The organism is Pseudarthrobacter sp. O4, assembly GCF_050157025.1.
Lineage (GTDB): Bacteria > Actinomycetota > Actinomycetes > Actinomycetales > Micrococcaceae > Arthrobacter.
In genome coordinates this window covers 2,215,854-2,233,202 of sequence record NZ_CP189591.1, presented here as the reverse complement: position 1 = coordinate 2,233,202, position 17,349 = coordinate 2,215,854, and the positions used below count along the sequence as shown (strand labels likewise).

Genomic DNA, 17,349 nt, shown 5'->3' with positions numbered 1-17,349 from the left:
GGACGGTCCCTCACCTGATGTGAGGAGGCGTCGGCGTTTGGGTTGCGGGAGCTGAGGGGGAGCCGAATCCAGGGGCGGTCAGGGCCGTGCGGCCTGGCACGCGTCGATCTGGGCCTGGACGATCGCCCCGTAGTACGCCACGAGCTCGTCGAAGTCCCAGCCGTCGAACAGCCCGAGCGCCCGGACGGTTTCGCCGAATCCCGTCATCAGGGCGATCACTGTCGAGGCGAACCTGCGGTCCGGCGTTGAGTCCCCGACCAGGCCCGCAATGCTGGCCAGATACCGTTCGCGCGTTTCTCCCCGGGCGGCGTCGGGATCCGGTGAGTCCTGGATGGTGAACGGAATCATGGCCCAGGGCTCCTGCATCCCGCGTTCCCGCCGCATCAGGACACGGAACACCAGGGCGCTGCCGAGTTCCGACGCCGGGACGTCCAGGTCCGTCAGCAGCGATTCGTCCGGCTGCGCGGCGGCGAACAGCTTGTCCTTCGAGACGAACAGCTTCATCACCAGGGCGGCAGACACTCCGGCGTCGGCGGCAATGTCACGCACCGTCACGGCACGGTATCCGCGCTCGCCGAAGAGCCGGCCGGCGGCGTCGAGGATAGCGGCATGGCTCGGGCTGCTCACGCGTGCACCGGCTCCGCGCGGAGGGGGTCGGCGTCGAGATCGGCCGCAAGGGAGCGGTTATCGACGGCGAGCTTGCGGGCCGCGGCTTGATGTGTCACGGGATGAAGCATAGTCACGATGTAGCGCCCCGCCACGGGAAGGGGCAACACATACCTGCCCGCCGCGTCGGCAAGCGTGGTGGCGAGGTGTTCGCCGGTGGCCTGGAGCAGGGTGACCACCGCGCCGGGGACCGGTGTCCCCCCGACGCTGGCCACGCCGTCGAGCTCCAGCCGGTTGTCCAGGTGGAAGTTCTGCTGAAGAGTACGGCCGTCGAAGTCGAACACTTCCGCCATGGGCGCCCAGCCGGCGGCGTTGGCCACCATCAGATACTTGCCCGCGCCGGGCAGCGCCACCGAGTAGTTGCCGTCACTGTCCACCCTGCTCCAGTCCACCGGCTCGCCCGTGGTCTGCAGCACAGTCACGACGGCGGGAGTCGCGGGGCGGTGTGCCGCCGTCAGGACGCGGCCCTGGACCACGAGTTCATGCGCGGCCGTGGCCGGGGCTGCGGCTTTGGGGGTGGCCGCGGCGCGGGGAATAAAGACGGCCGCGGCGATGGATGCCGTCGAGGCCAGGGCCGCCATCCAGAACACGTCCCTGAACGCTTCGAAGGACGGAAGGCGGACAGCTCCAGCAGTCAGCGTCACTGACGTGAGGACGGCGGCGACGGCGGCACTCGACGTCGAGGTTCCAATGGAGCGCACGAGGCTGTTGAGCCCGTTGGCCGACGCCGTTTCCGTGATCGGTACGGCTCCCATAATCAGCGTGGGCATTGCGGCGTACGCAATGGCTGTGCCGATGCTGACGACGGTGGAGCCGATGATTACGGAGACGACTGAGTCCCAGAAGAAGACGCGCCCCACGTATCCCGCGATCATGACGGCGGCACCGGCGATGAGGGCTGTTTGTCCGCCGAAGCGTCTGATGATGCCGCCTGAGACCGGTGCGAATAGCACCATGGCCAGCCCGGACGGGACCATGCAGAGGCCCGCGGTGACGACGCTCAGCTGGAACCCGTAGCCGGTGGAGGCAGGCAGTTGGAGTTGCTGGGTGGTGAGGAGCATATTGGCGAACATGGCAAAGCCGATCAGCAGCGAGGCCAGGTTGGTGAGGAGCACGGGGCGGCGGGCGGATGTGCGCAGGTCCACCATCGGCTGACCGATCTTGAGTTCATAGGGAACCCACGCCGCGAGGAGCAATGCGGCGGCACAGAACAGCAGCAGCACAGGCTCCGATCCCCAGCCCCACGAGCCTCCCTTGGAAATGGCCAGGAGCAGTGACGCCAGGGCGGCCGAGAGCACCACCGCGCCGAGGTAGTCGAACCGGCCCGGCGTACGCACGCGGGACTCCGGCACCACCAGCACCACGGCCAGGAGCAGCAGGGCGCCCGCGCCGGCGGACACCCAGAAGATCGATTCCCAGCCGAGGCTTTCGTACAGCAGCCCGGCCAGCGGCAGGCCCATGGCGCTGCCGATCCCCAGTGTGGCGCTCATCAGTGCCACCGCCGATCCCATTTTTTCCTTCGGCAGCTCGTCACGCATGATGCTGATGCCAACGGGGATCAGGGCCGCTGAGAAGCCCTGCAGGGCCCGTCCGATGATCAGCCACAGGAAGGAGCCGCCCACCGCGGCGATGACGGAGCCGGCCACCATGATGGCAAGGCACACCACCATCATTTTCCGTTTGCCGTACATGTCGGCACTGCGGGAAACGATCGGTGTGGCCACCGCGCTGGACAGCAGGGTAGCGGTGACCAGCCATGAGGCGTCGTCGGAGGTGACGTCGAGGATCCGGGGGAAGTCCGGCAGCAGCGGCACGACGAGAGTCTGCATCAGGGCGACAAGGGTTCCGCTGAGGGCCAGCACGGCGGTGATGGCTCCCGGGGACAGGGATCGGGTGCTGTTTTGTGTCATGGGCGGGAGCCTCCTGCTGCGCGACGGCGGTTCCGGGGTGGTGAACGCTCGTTTACTCCTTCGAGTGAACCATCGTTCACCCCCTGAAATCAACACCTGGCGCTGTGTGGCTGCCCACTGCTGGGGCCGGGAATCCCCTTCGGGAGTGCGATGGAGACAATTACGTTACGCTAACCTTGCTTAATTAGCCGTAGGATAGGCTAGCCTTACTTAGGTTTGCATCACTCACCTAAGGAGTTCCGTGACTTCCCCCCTCTTCTCCGGCCCGGGCGCAGGCCGCCGCGGCCTGACCGCCGGCCCGTCCCGCCGCGCCCTGCTCAAGACAGCCGGCAAGGCAACGGCCGTCCTCGCCGCAGCCGCACTCTCCCTGACCGCCTGCTCCACGGGCCCCGCCGGCTCCGCCTCCGCGGGCTCCTCGGCCGCCAGCACGTCATCCAGCTCGCAGTTCCCGGTCACCGTCAAGCACGTCTTCGGTGAGACCACCATCAAGGAACAGCCCAAGCGCGTTGTCACTGTTTCCTGGGTCAACGACGACGTCGCCATCGCCCTCGGAGTGGTTCCCGTGGGCGTCCCCAAGAATGAATGGGGCGGCAACGACAAAGGCTCCACGCCGTGGAAGGACGCCGCGCTGGAAAAGCTCGGCGCCGGCTTCGGCACGGACAAGGCCCCGGTCCAGTTCTCCGAGGCTGACGGCATCAACTTCACCGAGATCGCCAAGCTGAACCCGGACGTCATCCTGGGCGCCTACTCCGGCCTGACCGAAGAGGACTACAAGAAGCTCAGCGAAATCGCACCCGTCGTGGCGCACCCGGAGCTGGCCTACGGCACGCCCTGGCAGGAGTCCACCGCCATCATCGGTAACGCCCTGGGCAAGGAAGCCGAAGCCGCCAAGCTGGTCTCCGACACCGAGGCCGCCATCAAGGACAGGGTCTCCAAATACCCGCAGATCGCCGGCAAATCCTTCATCTACGGCAACCTGGAACCGGACAAGAGCGACGGCGTCAACGTCTACACCGCAAACGACAACCGTCCGCGCTTCCTCACCGAAATCGGCATGAAGCTGGCGTCCGTTGTGGAGGACAACTCGAAGGGCTCCAAGGAATTTTTCATCCCGTGGTCCGCTGAAAAGGCCAACGAGCTCAACTCGGACGTCTTCGTCACCTGGGTCCCGGACGCGGCCACCACCGGGTCCATCAAGGCCGACCCGCTGCTCGGCCAGATCCCGGCCATCAAGAACGGCGCCCTGGTCGCCGACTCGGACAACACGCTGACCCTGTCCATCTCCGCTTCCTCGCCCCTGAGCCTGCCGTGGTCGCTGGACACGTTCCTGCCGCAGCTGGCGAACGCAGCGGATAACGTCACAGCCGCGGTGAAGTAAGTACGCTTCCATGACGAAAAGTACGACGACGGCGCCCGCCGGCAGTGCCCTCAGCGCACTTTCGGCCCGCCTCACCCCGCGCGAACGGGCACTTGAGGCCCTGAAAACGCCCGAAATGGGGCCGCAACTGCCCGTTCGCGCGCAGAAAAGGGAGGCCGGAAAGCAGGCCGCCTGGCTGCTGGCCGCCGTCGTCGTACTTGTCCTGGTCTGCGCAGCGTCGCTGACGGTCGGTGCCCGGGGGGTTCCCCTGGGCACTGTCTGGCAGGCGCTGACACAGTTCGACCCCGCCGACGGCAACCACGCCGTCATCCACGCGCGGATCCCGCGCACTGTCCTGGGCCTGTTGGCAGGCGGAGCCCTGGGTCTCGCGGGTGCCGCCATGCAGGGCGTCGCCCGCAACCCGCTCGCGGACCCCGGCATCATCGGCGTCAACGCCGGCGCCGCCCTGGCCGTGGTCACCGGGATCTACGTCTTCGGCGTCTCATCCCTGACCGGGTACATCTGGTTCGCGTTCATCGGCGCCGCGGCGGCCGCCGTCGTGGTGTATCTGATTGCGTCCATGGGCCGGGAAGGCGCGACGCCGGTCAAACTCGCCCTGGCGGGCGCGGCCCTGAGCGCCGGCCTGTATTCGCTGATGAACGTCATCCTGGTCTCCAGCCAGGACACCCTGGACCGGTTCCGGTTCTGGCAGGTCGGCGGGATCGCGGGCCGTGACTGGTCCGTCGTCCTGCCCGGGCTGCCGTTCCTCGCGCTTGGTGCGGTGATTGTGCTTGGCACCGGCCGGATCCTGAACAGCCTTGCCCTCGGCGACGATATTGCCCGCGGCCTGGGCCAGCGCGTGGGGGTGGTCCGGGGCATCACCGCCCTGGGCGTGGTCCTGCTGTGCGGCTCGGCCACGGCGCTCGCGGGCCCCATCGGCTTCGTCGGCCTGGTCGTTCCGCACGCCGTCCGCTTCCTGACCGGCCCGGACTACCGCTGGATCCTGCCACTGTCGATGATTCTTGCCCCGGCTCTGCTGCTGGCGGCCGACGTGACCGGCCGCGTCATCCTGCTCCCCGGCGAGGTCCCGGCCGGGATCATGACGGCCCTCGTCGGTGCCCCGGTGTTCGTGTGGCTGGTCCGGCGCGGGAAGGGGGCCGGGCTGTGAGCACCCCCGACCTCTCCACCGCTGAGCGCGAGCGGGCACTTGAGGCCCCGAAATCCGCAGAAACCGGGCCCCTAGTGTCCGCTCGCGCCTCCCTGCCGGGGCCAGCCCTGCGCCGGACTCTGCCAGTCCGCACCGCCGCCCTGGCCCTCGCCGTGGTGGCCCTCTTTGCCGCGGGAGTGCTGCTGGGCAGCTACACCGTGACCGTTCCAGACTTCTTCAGGATTCTGGCGGCACACTTCACTGGCGGCCCGAAGATCCCTGGCGCCAGCTTCATCGTGATGGAAAACAAACTGCCGCGGGCCGTCATCGGAACCTTGATCGGCATTGCCTTCGGACTGTCCGGAGGCGTGTTCCAGACCATGCTGCGCAACCCGCTGGCGAGCCCCGACGTCATCGGCATCAGCTACGGGGCCAGCGCCGCCGCCGTCACCGCGATCGTCATCTTCGGGGCATCGGGCGCGGCCGTTTCCGGAGCCGCGCTCTGCGGGGCACTGGGGGTCGCGGCAGCAATCTACGGAATTTCCAGGAGCGGTTCCCTCGGATCCGGCGGCGGCAACCGCGGCAACGCCGCCGGCAGCCGCCTCATCCTGGCCGGCATCGGCATCGCCGCCGCGCTGAACGCCGTGGTCAATTTCCTCATGACCCGCACCGACATCCGCACCGCGGCCGAGGCCCTGATCTGGCTGAATGGTTCGCTCAACTCCGCCACGTGGGACCGTGCCGGCGTGCTGGGCCTCTCACTGCTGGTCCTGGTGCCCGCCGTCGTTGTCCTGGCCGGACCGCTCCGGATCCTGGAGCTCGGCGACGACGCCGCCGCAGGGCTCGGCATCCGCGTGGGTCCTGCCGGGCTCGGCCTGGTGGCCACCGCCGTCGCCCTCGCCTCAGTCGCCACCGCCGCGGCCGGCCCCGTGGCGTTCGTTGCCTTCCTGGCCGGTCCCATAGCGCGCCGCTTCACGCGGAAAGCCAGCCTCCCGGCGTCGGCCTTCGTCGGTGCCCTGATCGTCCTCGCGGCAGACTACTTCGCCGCGAACATTGCCCCGCTGCTGCTGGTCGGCACCGTCCTGCCGGTCGGTGTGGTCACGGGTGCGCTCGGCGCGCCCTTCCTGTTGTGGCTCCTCGTCACGTCCAACCGAAAGGATGCCTGAGATGGCCGCTCTGCACGCCTCAGCCCTGACGCTCAAGTACGGTCAGCGCACCATCATCGAGGGGCTGTCCGCCGGCATCCCGGCGGGCCGGGTGACCATGATTGTCGGCGCCAACGCCTGCGGGAAATCCACCCTCCTCCGCGGCCTGTCCAGGCTGCTCAAGCCCGCCTCCGGCATGGTCACCCTCGACGGGAAGGACATCCACAGCCGCCCCGCGCGCGAGGTCGCCCGGACCCTCGGCCTGCTCCCGCAGCACCCGACGGCACCGGACGGGATCACGGTGAGGGACCTCGTGGGCCGCGGCCGCTACCCGCACCAGGGCTTCTTCCGATCCCGGTCGGCGGACGACGAGCGGGCCGTGCACGACGCGCTCACCGCCACGGAGACGCTGGATCTCGTGGCGCGGAACGTCGATGAGCTTTCGGGCGGGCAGCGCCAGCGGGTGTGGATTGCGATGGCCCTGGCACAGGAAACCGAGGTGCTGCTGCTGGATGAGCCCACCACGTACCTTGACCTCGCCCACCAAGTGGAAGTGCTGGACCTCATTACCGACCTGAACCGCCGTCGGGGCACCACGGTGGCGATCGTGCTGCACGACCTCAACCTCGCCGCCCGCTACGCGGACCACGTCATCGCCATGAAAGCCGGACGGATCGTGGCCGAGGGCACCTCCCTCGAGGTGGTCACTGAGGAGCTGATCCGCGACGTATTCGGACTCGAATCCCGCGTGGTCCCGGACCCGGTGTCCGGAACCCCGCTGATCATTCCCCTCGGCCGCCACCATGCCGAGTCCCCGCATACCGTACCCACAACCCTGGAGCTGGTCCCATGAGCGCAGTCAACAACAGCCCGGCCCGCGCGGCCGCCTCCGTGATATCCGCACCGGCCACCGAACCGATGACGCTGGCGTTCGATGTCCAGGTCACGGCAGTCCAGGAGCTGAGCCCCAACTTCCGCCGGATCACCTTCGGCGGCTACTCGCTGCGCGGCTTCGGTGTCCACGGCAGCACCCTGGATCTACGGGTCAAGCTGATGATTCTCTCACTGGCCGCGGACGGAACGCAGGTGCCGCTGCCGGAATTCCGGATGGCGGAGTCCGGCTGGTACCGGGAATGGCTCGCCATGGACCCGGCCACCCGGGGATCCATGCGCACCTACACCGTGCGGCGGGAACGACTCGACGCCGTCTACCCGGAAATCGACGTCGACTTCGTGCTGCACTTCGACGGTTCGGGGAACGGCGGTCCCGCCGCAAACTGGGCGCTGACGGCCAAGCCGGGGGATGCCCTCACGCTCATCGGACCCAACAACCGGGCGGCCCACTGCGTCACCGCGGAAACCTACTCCGGCATCGAATGGCGGCCGGGCCTGGCCCAGCGCGTGCTGCTCGCCGGGGACGAAACTGCTGTTCCGGCGATCGGCGCCATCCTCGAAAGCCTCCCGGCCTACATGAGCGGGCACGCCATCCTGGAAGTCCCGGAGGCCGGTGACTTCCAGGACCTCAGCTCTGCCGCCGACGTCGAGATCACCTGGCTGGCGCGCGGTGCGGCAATCGGCCGCTCGCGTCCGCACGGCGAACTGCTGGGCGAAGCGGTCCGCGCCGCCGTGCCCGTGCCCGGCTGGGTGGGCATCAAGACCACCGGCAACGCTGCCGGACCGGAGCCTGAGGACGTCAACGTGGATCAGGACATTCTGTGGGAAACCCCGGCCCGGATGGATTCCGCCGCACTCGGTGCCAGCCGGAATCCGGACAAGCCGGCCGGGGCGATGCCGTTCTACGCCTGGATTGCCGGCGAAGCCGGGGCCATCAAGGAGCTGCGCCGCTACCTGGTGCGGGACGTGGGGATCGACCGGAAGCAGGTCGCCTTCATGGGGTACTGGCGGCAGGGGAAAGCCGAGCTCTGACGCCTGGAGGTTGCGGCCGCGGTCCTTCCGGGCTTCCGGCCGCGACCGCTGCTTTGCCGTCGCTTAGACACCTCCGACGCCTCTTTCGGCCGCTGGCGGCCTCGTTCGGCTTTGGTCGGCGATGCGCTCCTTCGCAAAGCACCGGCCGGCCGTGCGGTCGGCTCACCTGTTGTGCCCCGCAGCGGCTTACCGGTCGGCTCACCTGCCGTGCCCCGCTTGTTAACCCCGACGTCGTTCGGGGGGGATAGCGTGTCGCCATGGCCGAGAACCTTCTGAACCCGGGCCCGGGCGGGCGGCGGCTCTATGTTGCCCTGGGGGATTCCTTTACCGAGGGGGTGGGGGACTACAGCCCCCGGCTGCCCAACGGGGTGCGCGGCTGGGCGGACCGGGTGGCGGAGAAGCTGGCCAAGGCGGAGCCGGGATGGGAGTACGCCAACCTTGCAATCCGGAGCAAGCGATTGCGGCACGTCATCGCCGAGCAGCTGCAGCTGGCGCTGGCAATGGAACCGACGCTCGTCACCCTGTACGCGGGCGGAAACGACATCCTCGACTTCGGGACCGACGTCGACGCCCTCATGAAGGACTACGAAACCCTCGTCGCCACGCTGGCCGCGAGCGGGGCCACGGTGGTGTTGTTCACGGGCTTTGACGTCAAGGTCTCGCCCCTGCTTGAACCGCTGAAGAGGCGCAACGCCATCTACAATCAGCGCGTCCGCGAAGTGGCGGCCCGCTACGAGGCCGTACTGGTCGATTACTGGTGCTTTGACGCGTTCCACGATCCCCGGATGTGGGATTCGGACCGGCTGCATATGTCCACGGCGGGCCACAAATACCTCGCCGGCCAGGTCCTCGACCAGCTCGGCGTGCGGCACAAGTTCAAGCTCAAGGACCGGGAGGCGCCCGCGAAGCTCGGGCTCCGGGACTGGGAACGCCGGCAGCGCCGCTGGGTCCACGACTGGGTGCTGCCGCTTTTCGGACGCAAGCTCCGCGGCGTCACCCTCGGCGACGAGCTGAGCCCGCGCTGGCCGGAGCCGGTCAGGGTTCCCCGGAAAGGCCTGAAGAAACTGACCGACAGAATACCTGCGGACTAAGCCGGGCTGTCCAGCAGGTTCTCGTAGCCCGGGGCTACCCGGTTGGCATGGAACTCCATCACCTCGAAGTGGGCCACCCCGTTGACGTAGAACGGGTCCCGGGCCAGCGATGCATCCAGGACCGCCCGGTCCGCATTGGAGAGCAGCAGCCCGCCGGTGCGCGGAATCTTGCGCCCCGCAACCATAAAGACGCCGTCGTCGAAGGCCTTCTGCAGCCACGTCACGTGCGCCGGAAGATGGAATTCAACGATCTCGTCGGGGACCTTATAGGTCAGGGAGACTACGTACATACGGTCAGCCTACCGCCTGCCCGCGGCACCCACCCGGGCGGAGCCCCCGGGCGGAGCCAAGGAAGCGGCTCCCCGAGGTTGAACTGTCAAGCTTCACGTCTCCTAGAATGGAGCCATGACCGAACCGCGCTGGCTGAACGCCGACGAACGCCGGGCCTGGCTGGCCCAGCTCAGCATCAACACGCTGCTTCCCGCCGCCCTGGACACGCAGCTGCACAACGCGGGGAAGCTCTCCCTCTTCGACTACAACGTGCTGGCGATGCTGTCCGAGACCGAGGGCCGGTTCCTGCCCATGAGCGAACTCGCCGCGCGCACCAGCGCCTCCCTGTCGCGGCTTTCGCATGTGGTCACCAAGCTGCAGAACCGTGGCTGGGTGGAGCGCCGCCCGCACCCCGGGGACGCCAGGGTCACGACCGCGCACCTCACCGACGCCGGAATGGTCACGATCGAACAGCTCGCCCCGGGCCACGTCGAGGCCGTCCGTTCGCTGTTCCTCGATGCCCTCAGCGAGGAAGACGTCGCCGACCTCGCCCGGATCGGCGAGAAAATCGTGGCCCGCCTCGACGACGACCACTGGATCCTGCGCGAGAGCGACCAGGGCGGGCAGTAAGCCGGCCGGCAGGTCAGCCGCGGGCCCGCCGCACGGCGTCGCTTAGTGTTGGTCCTATGGAATCGCCGATCCAGAGCTACCTGCGCCAGATCCACGCCGAGATAGCCCAGCTCAGGGACGGCAAGCCCTACAGCACCATTCCGGCGATGGCGAATGTCGATCCGGACAACTTCGGCATCGCACTCGCCACCGTGGACGGGAAGGTATACGAGGTTGGGGACACCCGTGAGGAGTTCACCATCCAGTCGATCTCCAAGCCCTTCACCTACGGACTGGCCCTGGAGGACCTGGGCGATGAGGTTGTTGACGCCAAGGTGGACGTCGAGCCGTCGGGTGATTCCTTCAACGAGATCTCCCTGGCCGAGGGTACCGGGCGTCCGGCGAATGCCATGATCAACGCCGGCGCCCTGACGGCAACCTCCCTGATCAAGGGCTCCGGCGGCCAGTCCGGCTTCAAACGGATCCTCAGCACGTACTCGGCCTTCGCCGGCCGGCAGCTCTCGGTGAGCGAGAGAGTGTACGAATCCGAACTCAAGCACGGCCACCGCAACACGGCCCTGGCCCACCTGCTGCGCTCCTTCAACATCATCGAGGACGACCCCGCGCCGGTCCTCGAGGACTATTTCCGCCAGTGCTCGGTGCTGGTGAACTGCCTGGACCTCTCGATCATGGCCGCTACGCTCGCCAACGCCGGCCGGAATCCGCTCAGCGGTAAGCGGGTCCTGGAGATCGGCCCGGTGGAGCGTGTGCTGTCGGTGATGATGACCTCGGGCATGTACGACGACGCCGGTGCCTGGATCAGCAGCGTCGGCATGCCCGGCAAGAGCGGGGTGGCCGGCGGGATCATCGCGGTCCTGCCAGGGCAGGTCGGGCTGGCGGTCTACTCCCCGCCGCTGGATGAACACGGCAGCAGCGTGCGCGGCCTGGCGACGGCGCAGCGGCTGTCCCGGGACATGGAACTGCACTTTGTCCGGGCCGCCCGGACCGGCCGCTCCGCCATCCTCGCCGCCTACGACGTCACCGAGACACCGTCGGGCATCCGCCGCAACGACGAAGCCGCCGATGTCCTCCGCGCGAATGGCGGCCGTGCCCGGGTGATCGAGCTCAACGGCGACCTCCTCTTCGCCGGCACCGAATCCATGGTGCGCGAACTCAGCGACCTCGAGGACGACGTCGAACTGGCCGTCCTGGACCTGCGCCGAACGGATCAGGTGAGCGAAGTCGCCCTGCGGATGCTGGCCCTGGCCCGGCAGGGGATGGCCGATGCGGGCCGCGAGCTCGTGCTGGTCGAAACGGACGGCTCGGTGGCGGCATCGCTGGAGGAGTACCCGGGAGCGGACGGGCCCGGGGTTCCGTCGTTCGCCACCCGGAGCGCCGCCGTCGAATACTGCGAAAACCGCCTGCTGGAGCGCTACGGGACCCAGCTGCTGCTGCCGGACCACGTCCCCGTGACTGCCTCGCCCGCCCTCGCTCCGCTGGACGTGGCGGACGCCGAGGCCCTGGCGGCGCTCATGACGGCAAAGCAGTACGACGACGGCGACGTCATCCGCCGCGTCGGACTGCGGTTCGGCGGGGTTTACTTCATCACCTCCGGCAAGGTCAGCAGTACCTCCCCGGGACCCACCGCGGAGCGGGTTAAACTCAACACCCTCAGCGCGGGCATGACCTTCGGGGAGCTCGCGCTCGGCAGCGGCAGCCGGCAGGAAACCACTGTCAGGGCGGTCGGAGCGGTGGGGGTGATGGTGCTCAGCGCCGAGGCGATCACAGAACTGGAAGGCAGCAACCCGCGGCTGGCCATCGCCTTGTGGAAGGCGCTCACCCGGGACGCCTACACCAGGGTGGAGCACTACCTGCGCGAATCGGCGGTGCGGATCCGGGAGTAGGGCTTTGTTTGCCCGGCTGTGTTGGCGCCTGCTTTGCTGCCCTGCTTTGTTTGCTTGGGGCAACTGCTGGCAGACTGGGTCCATGGATTTCACGTCCCGCTATGTAGCCCTTGGAGACTCCTTTACGGAAGGCGTCGGCGACGACGACCCCGCCCGTCCCAACGGCGTCCGGGGCTGGGCGGACCGGGCGGCCGAGCAGCTCGGCGCCGCCGATCCGGACTTCGGGTACGCGAACCTTGCCATCCGCGGCCGGAAACTGCGGCAGATCATGGCCGAGCAGGTCGATGCCGCCGTCGCGCTCAAACCCACGCTGGTGAGCATCTACGCCGGCGCCAACGACATCCTCCGGCCCAAGGTCGACATCGACGACCTGCTGGTGGACTACGACGCCGGCATCCGCAAGCTCAAGGCCACCGGCGCCACCGTGGTGATGTTCACCGGTTTCGACTCCCGCGGCTCGAAGATCTTCGGCACCACGCGCGGCCGCACCGCCATCTACAACGAACTGGTCCGCGGAATCGCCGGCGACCACGGCGCCCTGCTGGTGGACTACTGGCGATTCAGCGAGTACTACGACTGGGGCATGTGGGCCACCGACCGGATGCACATGTCCCCGGCCGGCCACGCGAACATGGCCAAACGCGTCCTCTCCGTCCTCGAGCACGAGCACTCGATCGACGTCCCGCCGATGACGCCGGTGCCGGAACTGAACCGGGCCGAGACGATCCGCGCAAACGCCCGCTGGGTCCGCGAATTCGCCGGGCCGTGGGTGGTCCGCCGGGTCACGGGCAAGTCCTCCGGCGACGGACTGGCGCCGCGGTACGCCCGGCTCGCTCACCTCTAGGCCCGGAACCCCGGGGTTGCGAGCAGTCCGCCGTCGCCCAGCACAGCGAGGATTTCCACGTCCCACTCGTCCGTGGCCCGGTCCAGCATCGGGCGTCCGCCGGCCACGATCGCCGTCGCCAGCACGTCCGCGGTGACAATGTCCGCGGCTGCCACCGACACCTGGAGGAATGCGGACCGCCGGAATGCGGACCGGCCCGCTCCGGCGGTCCAGATATGGTTCCCGCGCTCTGCGGAGCCGGACGTCGCCAGCGCGGGGAAACGGCTGCAACCGCCCAGCGGAAAAGCTGATAGCAGTGCTGTCCGGTCCTCCGGGTCGACAATCCCGGACTGCCACGGCACCTGTGACCCCGGCACGGGGGAGCCGCTCACCAGGACGTCGCCGCCGGCGTTCAGGCACCAGTCCCGGAGCCCCGATGTCCGGATCGTGTCGCCCGCCTGCTGGATTGCGTGGCCCTTGATGATCCCGGACAGGTCCAGCACCCCGTCCGGCCGTTCCGGAGTGAAGGCGTCCGCCGTCAACAGCCGCCAGCCGGCGGCCTCCGCATACCTGTCCCGCGCCTGCTGGGATGCTTCCCGCAGCGTGATTTCGCCGCGAGCCAGCCTGCTTGCCTCTGCCGCCGGGCGGTAAAGGCTAAATGTTTCGTCCAGCCCGGCGAACACCCGTTCGACGGCGGCGGCGGCCGCATCGATCGGGTGTTCGGTCCCGTTCGTTCGGGGAACAATTCCAGCGTGGCCGGCATTGAACGGCATCGTCAGGCTGATGACCGTACCCATGCAGCCGAAGGTCCTGGCTTTCAGGGCGGGGTCTGTCACGCCCGGGTTCTCGAGCTCAGAGGTTCGCTGCATCGAGGGCCGCCTGGAGCGAATTCAGGTAGGCGACGCTTGTCGCCGTGGCGCCGCTGATGGTCTGCACGCTCGCGGACTGAGCCTTGAGGACCTCGGCCCGAAGCAGGGGTGCAGCCCGGTTGCTGATCTGCACGGACTTTCGTTCCGCGTCGGTCAGCTGGAGCGCCGTTACGTCCGTGATCGTGCCGGATTGCACCGTAATCTGCACCTGGACTGCGCCGAAGCGGGTCTGGACGACGGCGCCGTCGTACGTTCCGGCCGCTTTCGCTGCGGCCCCGGCGCTGCCATCGGCGCGTGGCGAGCCGGAAGAGCCCGAGGACCCGGTGCCGCTAGAAGAACTGGACCCGGACGTGGTTCCCGTGCTGCCGTCCGAGCCGGCGGAGGTGCCGGTGGCGGTGCTTCCCGTTTCGGCGATCTGTGCGCCGGACTGCCAGCCCACGAGAAGAATTCCGGCGGACGCGAGTGCTGCTGAAACCGCTGCGCGTATTCTCACCAGTCAAACCTTTCGTAGTGGAGTTGTTCCTCGCCGGCACCGGCCGCGCGGGCGTCGTGGAGGACGCTACGGGCCCAGGCTGCGGGACCGCAGATATATACGTCGGAATCGGAAACATCCGGCACGTAGCTGGCCAGCCGATGCCCCGCACCGGCGGCGGTCTCCGGAAGCCAGCTTGGTCCACCCGCGGGCCGTGGCCCGGTCAGGTGGAACAGTGTGGCCCCGCGTTGCCGGCAGAGTTCGAGGATTTCCTCGCCGAGGTACAGCTCGGCCTCACTGTGGCCGCGGAGCAGGACCGTGGCGTTGCCGGGCTCGAACGGGGTGCGCTCAAGCAGGGCGCGGAGCGGCGTGATCCCGATTCCGGCACCGATCATCACCACCCGGCTACGGCTGCGGGCCGCGGTACTGAACAGCCCGTACGGGCCCTCCACCGCCACCTTGGTTCCTGGTTTCACGGCAGCCAGCTGGCTCGAGCCGTGGCCCAGATTGCGGACGGTGATCCGCAGCACCCCGGTTCCCGCAGCGTCGAACTGTACGGGTTCTGCGGAGAGGCTGAAGGGATGCGGGTGCCACCACAGGCCGGGAGCGAGGAACCGCCAGATGAAGAATCGGCCGCCGCTTCTCGCGAGGTCACGGAGGTGGAGCCCCTTCATCTCAATACTGACGACGCCCGGGGTCACCGGAACCACCCGGCTCACCGTCAGCTGGTGCCGGAACGTGGCCACGAGCGGCTCCAGGACGCGGTAGTGCAGGAGTGCGGCGCCGGTGGCAATGCAGAGGGCGAGCCAGTACCAGCGTTGCCAGGTGCCTTGGGCGAACAGGCCGCCGACGCTGAACTGGTGCGGGATCGCCGTCAGGACGGCGGCATAGGTCAGCAGATGGACGGCGTACCAGAATTCGTAGGGGAACCGGCGTCGGACACCTACGAGGGATGTGACCACGACGGCGACGAACAGGGCGACAGACACAAATGCCAGCCACATATCGGGAACGAGCACCCATAAGGCCACTGCCTCGCTGACGGGGTCCAAGCCCTCGGCCATTCCGTAGCCTGACGCGATCAGGATCCCGTGGGCCAGCAGGAGGTACAGGGCCGGCTTCCCGAGTTTGCGGTGGAACTCGAGGGCGCGGTCGTGGCCGACTGTGGTGTCGATGACCGGGATCCTGGCCGCCAGGAGCAGCATCAGCACGACGAGGTCCATGCCGGCAAGTCCGGCGACGATTCCAACTGCTGTGAAGGATCCGGAGAGGCTCGAGAACCCGGAAGCGCCGCCGTCGGCCAGCCACAACGCCACGGCGCCGGCAACGGAGGCCCACGCCAGCACGGTCAGCACATCCGCCCTGAGTAACCTTCGGCGGGACTGTGCCCGGAAAGGGTCGGCTGAGCCGGGTGGACGGTTTGTCACACCCGGGGCTCGGGGTCCGGCCGCAACAGTCGACTGGAGTGGTGGATTCATGACTCCAGAGTCCGCTCCCTGCCTATCATTTGGCTGTGAAACGGCTAGGGTGCCGATGTGACTGACCGGGGTTTGCGGCGGGGCCCTTATACACCCCACAACGCCGGATTGGTCTTTAATTCGCCTAGCTCGTAGACTTGGTAGGCGCTAGGTGGCGCGGAGCGTGTGCAATTGCTCCGGTTGGCGGGATGTGTCTGCAGAAATGACAGTCCCGATGGCCGGTAGTTAGGGGCTCAAGTTGCGTGCACTCCTGTATTCGCCCAGTATCCCGGCACTTCGCAGTGGCTTTCCGAAAGGTTCCGCTGCCAGTGCCCGTGGCCCACAATCTTCGCCGCAGTGAGGAAAACAGCCGGTTTGTGCCGTCTGCCTGAACTCTGCGGGCCACCGACCACGGTGGGGGCTGGATGCGGACGCTGCCTGTCGCACGGTTAAGCGGGAACTCCGCCAACCGTTTCATTTATTTTGAGGAGAGTCGTCATGGCAGCACACTGCCAGGTGACCGGAGCCGAGCCGGGCTTTGGACACAGCATTTCGCACTCGCACCGCCGCAATAAGCGCCGGTTCGACCCGAACATCCAGAAGAAGCGCTACTGGGTTCCGTCCCTGCGCCGTAACGTCACCCTGCAGGTCTCTGTACGTGGCATCAAGACCATCGACGTGCGTGGCATCGACGTAGTCGTAGCCGCCATCCTGGCACGAGGAGTGAAGCTCTAGTGGCTAAGGACAAGGACGTACGTCCGATCATCAAGCTCAAGTCGACCGCGGGCACGGGTTACACCTACGTGACGCGCAAGAACCGTCGTAACGATCCGGACCGCATGGTTCTGAAGAAGTACGACCCCAAAATCCGCCAGCACGTCGAATTCCGAGAGGAGCGCTAAACACATGGCTAAGAAGTCAATGATCGCTAAGAACGAACAGCGTAAAGTCATCGTCGAGCGTTACGCTGCAAAGCGCCTCGAACTGAAGAAGGCCCTGGTTGATCCCAACTCAACCGACGAAGCACGCGAAGCTGCTCGCCTCGGCCTGCAGAAGCTGCCCCGCAACGCCTCACCGGTACGTCTGCGTAACCGCGACATCATCGATGGCCGCCCGCGCGGTACCTTCCAGAAGTTCGGCATCTCCCGTGTTCGCTTCCGCGATATGGCTCACCGCGGTGAGCTCCCGGGCATCACGAAGTCTTCCTGGTAATTCAGGACTCCTGAAGCCAGTGGCTTGAGAAGGGCCGGCAACCGTTTGGTTGCCGGCCCTTCCTGAGCTTAAGCCAGCGGACTCCTTCGGGTGGCGGCCGATTGGTAACAGAGCGGTGAGAGTGCCGAGTTGCGGTGGGGGTTGGATGGGTGTATTGTTTTCTAAGTCGCCACGAGGGAGACCAGCGGAAATGCTGGGAACCGGAGGCGGCCAATCCCCTAAAATTTTCAAGCCAGGATCTGGTTGGCGTTTTGTGCGCTGCGGGTTCGGGTGGGGTCGGTTTGGTTGCTGGTGTGGTCCTGGAAGCGGGATTTGCGTCGGGGGCTGGAACCGGGTAAGTTTGAAAAGTTGCTCCGGAGCGATCCTCGACTGGATAAGTCGTGGTGGTGCCGGGTGTGTCTGTTGTTTGAGAACTCAATAGTGTGCCAAGTTTGTTGATACCAATTTGTTTATATGGATTGGTTGAATTTGCCGGATCCCGCCACCCCGTG

General features: G+C 67.3%; 18 protein-coding genes. 12 read left to right on the top strand and 6 right to left on the bottom strand.

Annotated elements, in window-relative coordinates; translation table 11 throughout:
- Nucleotides 1-78: 78 nt before the first annotated feature.
- Nucleotides 79-627 carry a TetR family transcriptional regulator gene (locus ACQCSU_RS10265; protein ID WP_426979605.1) on the bottom strand — a complete coding sequence of 183 codons (549 nt, stop codon included), beginning with the start codon at nt 625-627 and terminating at the stop codon, nt 79-81.
- Nucleotides 624-2,576, bottom strand: a complete 1,953-nt coding sequence (locus ACQCSU_RS10260) for an MFS transporter (RefSeq protein ID WP_426979604.1) — start codon at nt 2,574-2,576, stop codon at nt 624-626. Before ACQCSU_RS10260 ends, ACQCSU_RS10265 begins: the two co-directional genes overlap by 4 nt.
- A 241-nt stretch (nt 2,577-2,817) precedes the next feature.
- Between ACQCSU_RS10260 and ACQCSU_RS10255 the strand changes: the two genes are divergently transcribed.
- The 6 genes from ACQCSU_RS10255 to ACQCSU_RS10230 all read left to right on the top strand — a co-directional run bounded on the left by ACQCSU_RS10255 (nt 2,818) and on the right by ACQCSU_RS10230 (nt 9,242).
- A complete protein-coding gene (locus ACQCSU_RS10255; protein WP_426979603.1) occupies nt 2,818-3,954 on the top strand; it encodes an iron-siderophore ABC transporter substrate-binding protein in 1,137 nt (378 codons plus the stop codon).
- A gap of 115 nt (nt 3,955-4,069) precedes the next feature.
- Entirely contained in the window at nt 4,070-5,101 is a 1,032-nt protein-coding gene (locus ACQCSU_RS10250; RefSeq protein ID WP_426979760.1) for a FecCD family ABC transporter permease, read from the top strand.
- A gap of 74 nt (nt 5,102-5,175) precedes the next feature.
- Nucleotides 5,176-6,246, top strand: coding sequence for a FecCD family ABC transporter permease (locus tag ACQCSU_RS10245; RefSeq protein ID WP_426979759.1), 1,071 nt, complete (start codon nt 5,176-5,178; stop codon nt 6,244-6,246).
- 1 nt (nt 6,247) lies between these two features.
- Nucleotides 6,248-7,078, top strand: a complete 831-nt coding sequence (locus tag ACQCSU_RS10240) for an ABC transporter ATP-binding protein (RefSeq protein ID WP_426979602.1) — start codon at nt 6,248-6,250, stop codon at nt 7,076-7,078.
- Nucleotides 7,075-8,151 carry a siderophore-interacting protein gene (locus ACQCSU_RS10235; protein ID WP_426979600.1) on the top strand — a complete coding sequence of 359 codons (1,077 nt, stop codon included), beginning with the start codon at nt 7,075-7,077 and terminating at the stop codon, nt 8,149-8,151. Before ACQCSU_RS10240 ends, ACQCSU_RS10235 begins: the two co-directional genes overlap by 4 nt.
- Before the next feature lie 257 nt (nt 8,152-8,408).
- Nucleotides 8,409-9,242 carry an SGNH/GDSL hydrolase family protein gene (locus tag ACQCSU_RS10230; RefSeq protein ID WP_426979599.1) on the top strand — a complete coding sequence of 278 codons (834 nt, stop codon included), beginning with the start codon at nt 8,409-8,411 and terminating at the stop codon, nt 9,240-9,242.
- Here ACQCSU_RS10230 and ACQCSU_RS10225 read toward each other — a convergent pair.
- Complete coding sequence (locus ACQCSU_RS10225; RefSeq protein WP_426979598.1) at nt 9,239-9,532, bottom strand: YciI family protein; 294 nt, start codon at nt 9,530-9,532, stop codon at nt 9,239-9,241. The two genes, ACQCSU_RS10230 and ACQCSU_RS10225, sit on opposite strands and share 4 nt — an antisense overlap.
- Before the next feature lie 115 nt (nt 9,533-9,647).
- Here ACQCSU_RS10225 and ACQCSU_RS10220 point away from each other — a divergent pair, with 115 nt between their 5' ends.
- The 3 genes from ACQCSU_RS10220 to ACQCSU_RS10210 all read left to right on the top strand — a co-directional run bounded on the left by ACQCSU_RS10220 (nt 9,648) and on the right by ACQCSU_RS10210 (nt 12,869).
- Nucleotides 9,648-10,142, top strand: coding sequence for a MarR family winged helix-turn-helix transcriptional regulator (locus ACQCSU_RS10220; RefSeq protein ID WP_426979597.1), 495 nt, complete (start codon nt 9,648-9,650; stop codon nt 10,140-10,142).
- A gap of 56 nt (nt 10,143-10,198) precedes the next feature.
- Nucleotides 10,199-12,025, top strand: coding sequence for a glutaminase A (glsA, locus tag ACQCSU_RS10215; RefSeq protein WP_426979596.1), 1,827 nt, complete (start codon nt 10,199-10,201; stop codon nt 12,023-12,025).
- 82 nt (nt 12,026-12,107) lie between these two features.
- The gene (locus tag ACQCSU_RS10210; protein ID WP_426979595.1) at nt 12,108-12,869 is read left to right on the top strand and encodes an SGNH/GDSL hydrolase family protein; all 762 of its coding nucleotides are present in this window, start codon (nt 12,108-12,110) and stop codon (nt 12,867-12,869) included.
- Here ACQCSU_RS10210 and ACQCSU_RS10205 read toward each other — a convergent pair.
- The 3 genes from ACQCSU_RS10205 to ACQCSU_RS10195 are packed head-to-tail and all read right to left on the bottom strand — an operon-like array spanning nt 12,866 to nt 15,667.
- Complete coding sequence (locus ACQCSU_RS10205) at nt 12,866-13,645, bottom strand: FAD:protein FMN transferase (RefSeq protein ID WP_426979758.1); 780 nt, start codon at nt 13,643-13,645, stop codon at nt 12,866-12,868. The genes ACQCSU_RS10210 and ACQCSU_RS10205 overlap by 4 nt on opposite strands.
- A gap of 55 nt (nt 13,646-13,700) precedes the next feature.
- Nucleotides 13,701-14,210: an FMN-binding protein gene (locus ACQCSU_RS10200; RefSeq protein ID WP_426979594.1), complete on the bottom strand. Its 510-nt coding sequence runs from the start codon at nt 14,208-14,210 to the stop codon at nt 13,701-13,703.
- On the bottom strand, nt 14,207-15,667 hold the full coding sequence (locus tag ACQCSU_RS10195) for a ferredoxin reductase family protein (RefSeq protein ID WP_426979593.1): 1,461 nt from the start codon (nt 15,665-15,667) through the stop codon (nt 14,207-14,209). Before ACQCSU_RS10195 ends, ACQCSU_RS10200 begins: the two co-directional genes overlap by 4 nt.
- 477 nt (nt 15,668-16,144) lie before the next feature.
- Here ACQCSU_RS10195 and rpmB point away from each other — a divergent pair, with 477 nt between their 5' ends.
- From rpmB to rpsN, 3 genes are read left to right on the top strand one after another with little or no spacing between them, the layout of a single operon-like run.
- Nucleotides 16,145-16,381 (top strand): 50S ribosomal protein L28, encoded by a 237-nt coding sequence (gene rpmB, locus ACQCSU_RS10190; protein WP_426979592.1) that lies wholly within the window; start codon nt 16,145-16,147, stop codon nt 16,379-16,381.
- On the top strand, nt 16,381-16,548 hold the full coding sequence (gene rpmG / locus ACQCSU_RS10185) for a 50S ribosomal protein L33 (protein ID WP_013602737.1): 168 nt from the start codon (nt 16,381-16,383) through the stop codon (nt 16,546-16,548). Before rpmB ends, rpmG begins: the two co-directional genes overlap by 1 nt.
- Nucleotides 16,549-16,552: 4 nt before the next feature.
- Complete coding sequence (rpsN, locus tag ACQCSU_RS10180; protein WP_043485315.1) at nt 16,553-16,858, top strand: 30S ribosomal protein S14; 306 nt, start codon at nt 16,553-16,555, stop codon at nt 16,856-16,858.
- Nucleotides 16,859-17,349 lie beyond the last annotated feature (491 nt).